Origin of the sequence: Microbacterium sp. MAH-37, assembly GCF_009758255.1 — a bacterium.
Classification (GTDB): domain Bacteria; phylum Actinomycetota; class Actinomycetes; order Actinomycetales; family Microbacteriaceae; genus Microbacterium.
This window is the reverse complement of sequence record NZ_WSEN01000008.1, coordinates 208015-219915: the sequence shown is the minus strand read 5'-3', so window position 1 is coordinate 219915 and position 11901 is coordinate 208015. Positions and strand designations below refer to the sequence as shown.

Here is an 11901-nt window from a genome sequence, read left to right as displayed (position 1 = left end):
GTATGCGAATCCTGCACACCTCCGACTGGCACATCGGGCGCACCTTCCATGGGCACGCCACGCTCGATGCGCTCGGAGCCGTGCTCGATGCGCTGGTGGCGCAGGTCCGCGAGAACGACGTCGACGTCGTGATCGTCGCGGGTGATGTCTTCGACTCCGCGACGCCCGCCGCCTCGGCCTACACGCTGCTCGACGACGCGCTGATCGCGCTGCACGAGACCGGCGCGACGGTCATCGTCACGAGCGGCAACCACGACTCCGCGGCGCGGCTCGGGTTCCATTCCCGGCTGCTGCGCGACGGCATCCACGTGCTGACCGATCCCACCGCGATCGCGACGCCCGTGACGGTCGAAGACGAGCACGGGGCGGTGCGGTTCTTCGGCATCCCGTACCTCGAACCCGCGATCGTGCGACAGCACTGGCCGGAGGCGTCGCTGAAGAACCAGGCGCAGACCATGGCACACGCGATGGACCTCGTGCGGGACGGCATCGCGAGCGACGAGGGGCGATCGGTGGCGATCGCGCACTGCTTCGCCGCGGGCGTCGATGCGACAGCGGGCCTCGAGCGCGAGGTGCGGCAGGGCGGGCTCGACGTCGTGCCGCTGGCGGTGTTCGACGGGCCCGACTACGTCGCCCTCGGCCACATCCACGGGCGTCAGCAGCTCAGCGACCGGGTGCGCTACTCGGGTGCTCCGCTGCACTACAGCTTCGGCGAGCAGCACAAGGAGCGCGGCTCCTGGCTGATCGAGCTGGATGCCGGGGGACTGGCGTCCACCGAGTGGCTCGCGCTGCCGGTGCCGCGGCGGCTGGTCACGCTGACCGGCTCGCTCGACGAGATCCTCACCGATGAGAACGTCGCTGCGCACGCCGACGACTGGGTGTGCGCGGTGTACACCGATCCCGTGCCGCAGCACGAGCCGATGCGGCGGCTGCGCGAGCGTTTCCCGTTCTGCGCGCTCGTGCAGCACGCGCCGGTCGGTGCCGGTGCCGCAGAGGAGCAGTCCTACGCGCAGCGCCTGCACGGAGCAGTGACCGATACCGAGCGCATCGAGGCCTTCCTCGAGCACGTCCGCGCCGGAGCCGGGGCGAGCGAGCGGGAGGCTGAGCTGATCCGCGACGTGCTCGACGATCGCGTGCGCGCAGAGGCACTCGTTTGAGGCTGCACCGCCTGGAAGTCGAGGGCTTCGGCCCCTTCCGGGCCCGGCAGGTCGTGGACTTCGACGCGTTCGCCGACGACGGCATCTTCCTCATCGGCGGGCGCACCGGCGCCGGAAAGTCGTCGATCCTCGACGCCGTCTGCTTCGGCCTCTACGGCGGTGTTCCGCGGTACGACGGCGGCGAGAAGCGGCTGCGCAGCGACCACAGCGAGCCCGACGACCCCACCGAGGTGGTCGTCGAGTTCAGCACGGTCGCCGGGCGCTTCCGCGTCACACGCTCGCCCGAGTACCTGCGCCCCGCCAAGCGCGGCGGCGGGCTCACCAAGCAGGCGGCCGCGGTCTCGCTCGAGGAGTGGACGGACGCCGGATGGGTCGGGAGAGCGGCCCGCGCCGTCGACGTGGCGAATGAGCTCACCGACATCCTGCAGCTCACCCAGGAGCAGTTCCTGCAGGTGATCCTGCTCGCGCAGAACAGGTTCGCCGACTTCCTGCTGTCCGACAGCCGTGAGCGCCAGCGACTGCTGCGCCGGCTGTTCGGCACCGAGCGCTTCGAGGACTACCAGGCGCGGTTCGATGAGCGTCGCCGGGCTGCGGAGCAGGCGCTCGGCACGCGCCGCGCGACGGTGGAGGCGCGACTGGAGCAGGCCGAGGAGATCGTCGCCTCGGCCGAGCTCGGTGGCGAAGAGACCCCGCTCGCCGCCGGCGCGGGTGCTGACGAGCGCATCGCCGCGCTGCGCCGTGCCGTGGCACGCGGTGAATACCGGTCGGAGAGGCTGGACGCCGAGCGTGACGAGGCAGAGAAGCGCCTCGCCGCGGCGGACGTCGGTCTCGCCGACCTCAAGGAGCTGCGCACGGCGCAGACGGAGCGCGACCGGGCACGCAGGGCACTCGACGCGCTGGAGGCGCAGTCGGCCGACATCGCAGACGCGAAGGAGCGCCGTGATCGGGCACGGGCCGCGGAGTCGCTGCGCAGCGTCATCCAGGCCACGGCGCGGGCCGAGAGGGCACACGAAGCAGCGGTTGAGGCCGAGGCCGAGGCTCGCGCGAGCTGGGATGTCCACGGCATCGTCGTCGAGCCGTGGGGCGAGGAAAGCGCGCCGGGCTCTCGGGGCGAGCGCGGCGCCACAGACCCCGCCGAGCGCGCCGAGGCGGACCACGACTCCGAGGCCGTGGCCCTCCGCGTCTGGGCCACTGCCCGCACCCGCGAGATCGGCGCGTGGAAGCACGCCGCCGAGCTCGAGCGGCAGTCCGACGAGCGCACCGCAGCTGTGGCATCCGCTCGTCAGTCCGTCGACGAGGCCACGGACGCCCTTGCCGCCGTGGGCAGGGAGCGCGAGGAGCTCCCTGCCCAGCTCGCCGAGCTCACCGAACGCCGCGACGCGGCGCGGCGGCTGGCCGACCGCGTCGATGATCTGACCCGGGCGAAGGACGAGGCCGAGCGTCGCCGAGTGGCTGCCGACGACGTCGGCAGACGAGCAGCCGAGCAGACCGACGCCGAACGTGCCGTCGTCGAGGCGAGCGCCGCGCATGCCGCGGCACAGAACGCGCTGGCCGCGCTGCGCAGGCGCCGGCTGGACGGATTCGCGGGCGAACTGGCCGCCGCGCTCGTGCCGGGCGAGGCATGTGCGGTGTGCGGGGCGACCGAGCACCCGAGCCCCGCCGAGCACGCCGACCCCGTGTCGGCCGACGACATCGACGAAGCCGAGGCGGCGCGCGACGCCGCCGCCGTCGCCGAGCGCACCGCTGCCGCCCACGAATCCGCGGTGCGGGCCGCTCTCGCCGCCGTGCGCGAGCGTGCAGACGGCCGTACGGCCGAGCAGGCCGCTGCCGAGCTCGAGAGCGCGACGATCGAGCTGGCCTCCGCCCGCGCGGCGGCGGAACAGGTCGCGCGGCTCGATGCCGACCTGCGCGCGGCCGCGACCCGTCGCGACCAGAATGAGCAGCGTCGGGCAGAGGCCGAGCAGCAGCTCTCCGGCGCGCGCGAGAGACTCGCCCTCGCCGAGCAGTCCGCGAACCAGGCCGACGCCGTCATCGCGGAGGCCAGGGCGGAGCATCCGTCGGTGGCGGCACGCATCGAAACGGTGACCGAGCAGACCTCCGACGCGGGCGCCCTCGCCGACGCGATCGATACCAGAGTGGCGCGCGCCGCCGCTGTGTCCGAGGCCCTTGCGGATCGCACTGCTGCGCTGCAGCATTCGCCGTTCGACGAGCCGACCGCCGCCAAGGCCGCGCTGCTGGCACCCGCCGACCTCACCGCCCTCGAGGAGCGGATCAGCGCGCACGCCGTCGAACTCGGAAAGGAACGCGCGATCCTGCTCGATCTCGAGCTGCGCACGCTTCCCGAGGAGCTGGTCGACCTCGCGCCGGCGCAGCAGGCAGCTGCGGATGCCCGCACCTCCTGGACCACTGCGATGGATGCCGCGAACCGTGCCCGCGGCACGGTCGCCCAGTTGCGCGGGCTGATCGACACGGCGGCATCCGAACATGCCGCCGGTGCCGAGCAGCAGGCCGAGTACGACGTGCTTCGCGGTCTCGCCGACACTCTGGCCGGGCGGGGCGCGAACACGCACAAGATGAACCTCGAGACGTTCGTGCTCGCCGCCGAGCTCGAGGAGATCGTATCGGCCGCCAACCTGCGTCTGCACGACATGTCGGCCGGGCGCTACCAGCTGCGGCACTCCGACGCCCTCGCCGCCCGCGGGGCAGCGTCCGGGCTGGGCATCGTCGTCTTCGACGCCTTCACCGGCCAGACCCGGCCGGCGCGCTCACTGTCAGGCGGCGAGACGTTCCTGTCGTCGCTCGCACTCGCGCTCGGGCTCGCAGAGGTCGTCACGGCCAGGGCCGGCGGCATCCGCCTCGACACGCTGTTCATCGACGAGGGCTTCGGGTCGCTCGACGCGGACACCCTCGAGGTCGCGATGCGCACCCTCGACGAACTCCGCCAGGGCGGCCGCACCGTCGGCGTGATCAGCCACGTCGAGGCGATGCAGGAGCAGATCCCCGCTCAGCTCACCGTGCGGACGCTGCCCGACGGTCCCAGCGTGATCGACGCGCCGGCCTAGACCGCGAAACCCGCACTGGTCTGCGTCCGGTTCGCGCGGCCCGGTCTGGTTCGCGCGGGTACTGTTGTCGCGCGGTCTGGTCTGGTTCGCGCGGCGTGATTCGGTTCGCGCTACACGTCCTGGTTCGCGCTACGCGTATGTCCGCCGCGCGAGCCAGGAACTGGAGCGCGAAGCGCCGCGAGCGCCAGAAACTGCCGCGCGAGACACGAGATGTCGCGCGAAGCGCCGAGCACGAACCGTTGCGAGCGCCAGAAACTGCAGCGCGAGATGCGAGATGTCGCGCGAAGCCCCGAGCACGAAGCGCCGAGTGCGTCAGGAACTGCAGCGCGAAGCGCTGCCATCGAGGAGGCGCCGGTCTAGACCGAGTACTCATCCTTCACGCGCGCCCAGAGCTGTGCGCTGCAGGCGGCGACGACCTCGTCCCAGAGCTGCGTCGCACCGTCTTGCGCCCGGTCGGACACCGCACGCAGCACGCGGATCGGCACCCCGAACTGCTGCGCGACCCAGATGTAGGAGAAGGTCTCCATATCGACGAGCACCCCTCCGAGCGAGCGGATACGGCCGACGGCGTCGGCATCGTCGACGAAGATGTCGCCGGTGGCGATCGTGTGGCCGTCGCGCCCGGTCTCCACGTGCGAGGGCAGCGAGACATGCTGCCCCACGACGCCGTCCAGGTCCTGCACATCGTGCTGGATCGCGGCGCTGACCTCGTAGACCCCGGAGTCCAGGTCGTCATCGACGGCGCCGGCTGTGCCGACCACGAGGATCTCGTCGTAGGCGGCGGCGTCGAGCGCGCGGGTCAGGCCGTAGGCCGCCTTGAGCTTGCCCGGCCCGGTGACCAGACGGTCGAAACCAGGGAGTTCGGCGGGGAAGGCCTGCAGCTCGGAGGCGAGGGCGGCGACGAGGAGTTTCACGCATCCATCCTCTCAGGTACAGACTGGGGTACATCGTCGAAGGAGGATGCCCGTGACCATGCAGCAGCAGATCGCCGAAGCTCTCGGAGTCAAGCCCGAGATCGACCCGCGCACGGAGATCGAGGCCAGGATCGGCTTCCTCGCCGACTACCTGGCCGCCACAGGGGCGAAGGGGTTCGTGCTCGGCATCTCGGGCGGGCAGGACTCGACCCTCGCCGGCAGGCTCGCTCAGCTCGCCGTCGAGCGGATCCGCGCGGACGGCGGGGACGCCTCGTTCCTCGCCGTGCGGCTGCCGTACCGCGTGCAGCACGACGCCGACGACGCCGAGGCCGCACTCGCGTTCATCGCCGCCGATCGGACCGTCGAGGTGAACATCCAGAACGGCGTGGACGGTGTCGAGAAGGACATCGAGAATGCGCTCGGGTCCGACACTTCGGCAGGCTCAGTGCACCGCATCACCGACTTCAACCGCGGCAACATCAAGGCCCGCATCCGCATGGTCACTCAGTTCGCCCTCGCCGGTCACGATCGGATGCTGGTGATCGGCACCGATCACGCCGCCGAGGCCGTCACGGGGTTCTACACGAAGTTCGGTGACGGGGCGGCGGATCTGCTGCCCCTGTCCGGGCTGACCAAGCGTCAGGGGCGTGCCGTGCTGCGCGAACTCGGCGCACCCGAACGGCTGTACCTGAAGGTCCCCACCGCGGATCTGCTGGACGGCCAGCCGGGCCGGGCAGACGAGGACGAGCTGGGTCTGACCTACGAGCAGATCGACGACTACCTCGAGCAGCGTCCGGTCTCGGATGACGTGGCCACCCGCATCGAGGGGAAGTACGTGGCGACCCAGCACAAGCGGCACCTGCCCGTCACACCCGACGACACCTGGTGGCGCTGAGTTCCGGGTCGAGGTGATGTCCGACCCTGCCGATAGCCTCGGAGCAGGCAGCAGAGAGGGGCATCCGTGCGGGTCATCAGGTCGGAGCAGAACGTTGCGACGAGGGTCGTCTGGAGCGCCAGCGATCTGAAGGCGGCCGCCGAGTGCGAGTTCGCCTGGGCGCGAGCCCTCGATGCCAAGCTCGGCCGGGTCCCCGCCGTCGAAGAGCCCGAGGACGCGACCCTGGCCCGTGCCGCACAGCTCGGCGACCTGCACGAACGCCGCACCCTCGAGCGGTACATCGAAGACCTCGGCACCTCCGTGGACGGCGGTCCGGGCGTTGTAGAACTGCCGAAGGTGTCGTCGACCGATGCCGAGGCCCTGGGCACCGTCGTGGCCGACACCGAGCAGGCGCTGCGGTCCGAGGCATCCGTCGTGTTCCAGGCGGCGTTCTCGACCGACGAGTTCGTCGGCTTCGCCGACTTCCTGCGCCGCGACACCGACCTGCGCTGGCGGGTGCAGGACACGAAGCTCGCCCGCACTGCCCGCGTCACAGCGCTCATGCAGCTCGCGGCATACGTCGATCAGCTCGACCGCCTCGACATCCCGCGCGCCGACGAGGTCGACCTCCTGCTCGGTGACGGAACGACCAGCATCCACCTCGTGGACGACCTGCTGCCGCTCTTCCACGTCCGTCGCGCACGGCTGCGGGCACTCATCGCCGACCGGCGCATCGACGAGGGCGCCGCCGGCGCGCCGCTCGCCTGGGGAGACGATCGCGGCGACCTGCAGATCACGGCCTGCGGGCGCTGCGCCACTTGCGAGGAGCAGGTGATCGAACACCGCGATCTGCTGATGGTCGCACGGATGCGCCCGGTGCAGCGGCAGAGGCTGCGCTCCGTCGGCATCCGCACCATCGACGACCTGGCCGCCGCATCGGATGCCCCAGAGGGAATGAACACCGACACGTTCCAGGCGCTGCGTGCGCAGGCCCGCCTGCAGCTCGGGGTCGGCGACGACCCCGCCGCTCCGCCGCCGTTCGAACTTGTCTCCTCGAACGCGATCGGCCTGATGCCCCGCCCCAGCAGGGGAGACATCTTCTTCGACTTCGAGGGTGACCCGCTGTACACCGAGCCGGTCAGGGAAGAGGGGGAGAAGCCCGACTGGGGCATCGACTACCTGTTCGGCTGGATCGACAACGCAGAGCAGTACTCCGCGCTGTGGGCGCACACCTTCGCCGACGAGCGGCAGGCGCTGCTGGACTTCCTCGAGTTCGTGAAGCTGCGAAGGCAGACGCATCCCGACATGCACATCTACCACTACGCGCCCTACGAGACCTCGCACCTCTCCGCGATGGCGGCCCGCTACGGCGTCGGTGAGGCTGACGTCGACCAGCTGCTGAGAGAGGGCGTCTTCGTCGACCTCTACCCTCTCGTCCTGCGGTCGGTGCGGGTGGGGTCGCGCTCCTACTCGATCAAGAAGCTCGAACCGCTGTACATGGGCGCTGAGGTGCGCACGAGCGACGTGCAGAAGGGCGACGACTCGATCGTCAAGTACGTGCAGGCGCGCGAGCTGCTCGCCGCGGGGCAGGAAGCAGAGGCCCGCGGCATCCTCGACGATCTGGCGGACTACAACCGCTACGACTGCGTGTCGACACGTCGCCTGCGCGACTGGCTGATCGGCCTCGCGAAGCAGGAGGGCGTGCTGCCCGCCCCGCCGGACGAGCCCGAGACGCGTGCGTACGAGCCGTCTCCGCTCTCGGTCGCGCTGATGGCAGATGCGGCGGATGCCGCGGACGAGAGCGCTGCCGAGGTGTACCGGGTCGCAGCCGCGGCCATCGACTACCACCCGCGTGAGACCAAGAGTTTCTGGCAGTCGCACTTCCAGCGGCTCCGCGAGCCGGTGTCCATGTGGGAGAGCACCCGCGACGTGCTGCGCATCGACGCTGCGCGCAGCCGGGTGCGCGAGGACTGGGCGATCGCGGAGGGCACCCGCAACCGCTCGTTCACCCGGCTCATCGAGCTGCGCGGAGAGGTCGCCCCCGGCAGCACGCTCGGCATCGGCGGACGGCCGTTCGCGCTGTACCCGATCCCGGCGCCGTTCTTCCTCGAAGCGCCGTCGCGCGTGATCCAGGTGCCGCACGAGGTCGAGATCGCGGAGGTGCTCGATGACGGGTACATCATCCGCGAGCGCGCCGTGCAGGGCGAGACCTGGTCCGAGCTGCCGATCGCGCTCGCCCCGGCGTCGCCGCCGAACGTCGGCAACCAGCAGAGGGCGATCGAGGAGTGGGCGGAGGCCGTGCACCGCACCGCTCCGGCGTTCCCGCACGACGCGGCCACCGACATCCTGCGGCGGTCCGTGCCGCGCACGCGCTCAGGAGCCCCGCTGCCCGAAGTGACCGGCGACGCCGACGATCGCACCATCGACGCGATCGTGCGCGGCGTCGTCGATCTCGACCGCAGCTACATCGCCGTGCAGGGCCCGCCCGGAACCGGGAAGACCTTCACCGGATCGCAGGTCATCACCCGCCTGGTGCGCGACCACGGCTTCAAGGTCGGCGTCGTCGCTCAGTCGCACGCGATCGTCGAGACTCTGCTCGAGCGCGTGGTGGCCGACGGCGTCCCGGCGGTCCAGGTGGCGAAGAGCCCGAAGGACGGCGAGTCCGATCCCTCGTACACGGTGATCCCCAAGGACGGGATGGCAGCGTTCATCGCCGAGCACCCGGAAGGGTTCGTCGTCGGCGGCACCGCCTGGGACTTCGCCAATACCCGCCGCGTCGACCGGGGCGGTCTCGACCTCCTCGTCATCGACGAGGCCGGCCAGTTCTCGCTCGCCTCGACCATCGCCGTCGCGGCCGGCGCGCAGCGCCTGCTGCTGCTCGGCGACCCTCAGCAGCTTCCGCAGGTCAGCCAGGGCACCCATCCCGAGCCGGTCGACACCTCCGCGCTGGGCTGGGTGATGGCGGGCAGGCAGGTCATCGACCCGGCGCACGGCTACTTCCTCGCGACATCGTGGCGGATGCATCCGGCCGTCGCCGCACCGGTCTCGCGGCTGGCCTACGCCGGTCAGCTCGCCTCGGCACCAGGCACCGAGGGGCGCGTGGTCGACGGCGTCGCGCCCGGCCTGCACGTCGTCCCGGTGCGGCACCGCGGCAACGCCACGCAGTCGCCGGAAGAGGTCGTCGAGGTCGGGCGCATCGTGGGCGACCTGCTCGGCCGCGCGTACACCGACGGACTGGCGGCCGCCGCGCCACGGCCCCTCCAGCAGGAGGACATCATCGTCGTCGCGCCGTACAACGCGCAGAAGCAGCTCATCCACGAGTCGCTGGTCGCGGCCGGGTTCGGTCGGGTGGCCGTGGGAACGGTGGACAACTTCCAGGGGAAGGAAGCCGTCGTCTCGATCACCTCGCTCGCCGCATCGAGCGGGAGGGACGCGCCAAGAGGACCGGAGTTCCTGCTGCTGCAGAACCGCCTGAACGTCGCGATCTCGCGTGCGAAGAGCGTCGCCTACCTGGTGCACTCACCGGCGCTGCTCGACGACCTGCCGTGGACTCCCGAGGGCGTCGCCCGGCTCAGTGCCTTCGCCCGCCTGGTCGGCGCGGACAAGGACTGATCGGCGGCTCAGAGCAGACTCTCCACCTCGTCTGCGAGATCGGGGATCGATCGCCGGGCGTCCAGCTCGATCGTCGCGCCGCGCCGCAGCAGCGGCTCGACGTCGCGTGTGTTCCGCCGGATCTCGTCCTGGTCCTCAGTCGAATGGCCATAGGGGTTGTTCGTGCGCCGCGACACCCGTTCGATCATCACGTCGATCGGGGCGCTCAGCAGCACGATGTGCGCGAAGCGATCGTAGAACCGGCCCTGGTTCTCGACCGTCCCCTGCACGATCAGGTGGTCGTGCTCGCGCAGCAGGGCCTGCATCCGCGCCTCGTCCCACAGGCCGTCTGCAGTCGTCCATCCGTCGTAGTCCGTGTCGACCGTGCGATGCCCGCGCCGGGCGAGTTCGGCGAGGAGCGTCGACTTGCCGGTGCCCGACATGCCGGTGACGAGGATGCGCGGCATGGACGCTAGATTACTGGCGTGCACAGCGACGACGAGATCCTTCGAGCCGCAGCGGCGTGGGTGTGGTTCCCTCGGGGGAGCGAGCAGGAGAAGTCCGCGCTGCAGCTCGTGCGTTACCCGGAACGCTTCGGCGGCGGTGTGCGCGCTTCGCAGGTGCGCTCCGAATCGGATGCCGCAGCAGTCGTCGATCACGCTATCGGACGCACCCGCGAGTGGGGCGCGACAAGGCTGACCTTCTGGACGAACCCCTCCGATAGCCCGGACCTCGAGGACGAGTTCCGCCGGCGCGGTGCCGTCCATGAAGACACGGTCACCGTCTTCGCGCGACCGATTCCCGGCGACCCGATCGAGGTCCCGGCGGATGCCTCGGCCGAGGTCGTCCGCACACTCGAGCAGGTCCGTGAGGTCGATCTGGTGAACGTTCCCGTGTGGGAGCAGCATCCGCTCGATGAGGCGGGACTGCAGGAGGAGCTCAACGAGGTCACCGCGGCGCTCGACGCACGGGAGGGAGCCCGCGTGCTCGCCCGCCTCGACGGCAAGCCCGTGAGCACCGGCGGGTGCACCGTCGTCGACGGCTTCGTCCGGCTCTGGGGCGCCGCCACGCTCGCGGAGTGCCGCGGCCGCGGTGCCTACCGCGCCGTGCTCGCTGAGCGACTCCGTGTCGGTGCCGAGTTCGGTGCGACGACGGCCCTCGTGAAGGGCCGGGTCTCGACTTCGGCGCCGATCCTCGCCCGCGCAGGATTCACGCAGTACGGCGACGAGCGCAGCTACGTCCTGACCGTCTGAGCCTCCGACGCATCACCGAGTGCAGGAGAATCGCCCAGAACAGGACCGACGTTCGATCGTCGTCCTGGTCTCGCCGGACCTCCTGTTCCGTTGCCCACGTCGGGCCCGTTTCGGCTTCTGCCGCCGCGAGACCTCAGCGCTTGCCGATCACAGCGCGCAGCGGCGCCCACATCGCCTCGAGCCGCGATTCCCACGGCGGTGCCACGAGACCGTCGTGTAGGCGCGCCTCGACCCCGTCGACCGTCAGCCACTCCGACGCTGCCACCTCGACGGGGTCGACCTCGACGGTGACATCCCCGGTCGCCGTCGCCAGCAACCACCGCATCCTCCTCGTTGCGAGACCGCGAGATCTGTGACGAAAGGCGGATCTCGCGGGAGTCTCGCGAGGATCCCGCCCCGACGGGAACGGACTCAGACGGTGCCGTACAGCCGGTCGCCGGCGTCGCCGAGACCGGGCACGATGTAGCCCTTCTCGTTGAGACGCTCGTCGAGCGCGCCCAGCACCAGGGTCACGTCGCGGTCGCCGACGAGCTCCTCGATCGCGGCGACGCCCTCCGGGGTGCCGAGCAGGCAGATCGCGGTGACGTCCTTCGCCCCGCGGTCGAACAGGAACTGGATCGCCGCGCCGAGCGAGCCGCCGGTCGCGAGCATCGGGTCGATCGCGAAGCACTGCCGGTCGCTGAGGTCATCGGGAAGACGCTCCGCGTATGTGGTGGGCTCGAAGGTCTCCTCGTCGCGCACCATGCCGAGGAAGCCGACCTCGGCGGTCGGCAGCAGCTTGACCAGGCCCTCGAGCATGCCGAGGCCCGCACGCAGGATCGGCACCACGATCGGACGTGGCTCCGAGATCTTCACACCCATGGTCTTCGTGACAGGGGTCTGGATCTCGATCGGTGTGACGTGCACGTTGCGGGTCGCCTCGTAGGCGAGCAGCGTCACGAGCTCTTCGGTCAGCTGGCGGAACACGGGCGACGGAGTGCCCTCGTCACGCAGCACCGTGAGTTTGTGGGTGATGAGGGGGTGGTCGGCCACGTGTACGCGCATGGATAC

At 70.8% G+C, this 11901-nt stretch carries 9 protein-coding genes; 5 read left to right on the top strand and 4 right to left on the bottom strand.

Translation table 11 applies throughout. From position 1 onward, the window contains the following. The first annotated feature begins 2 nt into the window (after nt 1-2). Complete coding sequence (locus GON06_RS11405; RefSeq protein WP_157312420.1) at nt 3-1157, top strand: exonuclease SbcCD subunit D; 1155 nt, start codon at nt 3-5, stop codon at nt 1155-1157. Further along, the gene (locus GON06_RS11400; RefSeq protein ID WP_157312419.1) at nt 1154-4219 is read left to right on the top strand and encodes an AAA family ATPase; all 3066 of its coding nucleotides are present in this window, start codon (nt 1154-1156) and stop codon (nt 4217-4219) included. Before GON06_RS11405 ends, GON06_RS11400 begins: the two co-directional genes overlap by 4 nt. Before the next feature lie 356 nt (nt 4220-4575). On the opposite strand, the gene GON06_RS11395 is transcribed toward GON06_RS11400, so the two are convergent. Beyond that, the gene (locus tag GON06_RS11395) at nt 4576-5133 is read right to left on the bottom strand and encodes a phosphorylase family protein (protein WP_332837443.1); all 558 of its coding nucleotides are present in this window, start codon (nt 5131-5133) and stop codon (nt 4576-4578) included. 58 nt (nt 5134-5191) lie between these two features. Between GON06_RS11395 and nadE the strand changes: the two genes are divergently transcribed. Together nadE and GON06_RS11385 are read left to right on the top strand one after the other, a co-directional pair. After that, nucleotides 5192-6028, top strand: a complete 837-nt coding sequence (nadE, locus tag GON06_RS11390; RefSeq protein ID WP_378736755.1) for an ammonia-dependent NAD(+) synthetase — start codon at nt 5192-5194, stop codon at nt 6026-6028. A 66-nt stretch (nt 6029-6094) separates the two neighbouring features. Continuing rightward, on the top strand, nt 6095-9619 hold the full coding sequence (locus GON06_RS11385) for a TM0106 family RecB-like putative nuclease (RefSeq protein WP_332837442.1): 3525 nt from the start codon (nt 6095-6097) through the stop codon (nt 9617-9619). An 8-nt stretch (nt 9620-9627) separates the two neighbouring features. On the opposite strand, the gene GON06_RS11380 is transcribed toward GON06_RS11385, so the two are convergent. Beyond that, nucleotides 9628-10065, bottom strand: coding sequence for an AAA family ATPase (locus tag GON06_RS11380; RefSeq protein ID WP_157312417.1), 438 nt, complete (start codon nt 10063-10065; stop codon nt 9628-9630). 18 nt (nt 10066-10083) lie between these two features. Between GON06_RS11380 and GON06_RS11375 the strand changes: the two genes are divergently transcribed. Further along, nucleotides 10084-10851: a hypothetical protein gene (locus tag GON06_RS11375; protein WP_232528423.1), complete on the top strand. Its 768-nt coding sequence runs from the start codon at nt 10084-10086 to the stop codon at nt 10849-10851. Nucleotides 10852-10984: 133 nt separating this feature from the next. Here the strand turns inward: GON06_RS11375 and GON06_RS11370 are convergent, their stop codons facing one another. Beyond that, nucleotides 10985-11176: a hypothetical protein gene (locus GON06_RS11370; protein ID WP_157312416.1), complete on the bottom strand. Its 192-nt coding sequence runs from the start codon at nt 11174-11176 to the stop codon at nt 10985-10987. An 86-nt stretch (nt 11177-11262) separates the two neighbouring features. Beyond that, the gene (gene upp / locus GON06_RS11365) at nt 11263-11895 is read right to left on the bottom strand and encodes a uracil phosphoribosyltransferase (protein WP_157312415.1); all 633 of its coding nucleotides are present in this window, start codon (nt 11893-11895) and stop codon (nt 11263-11265) included. Nucleotides 11896-11901: the final 6 nt, after the last annotated feature.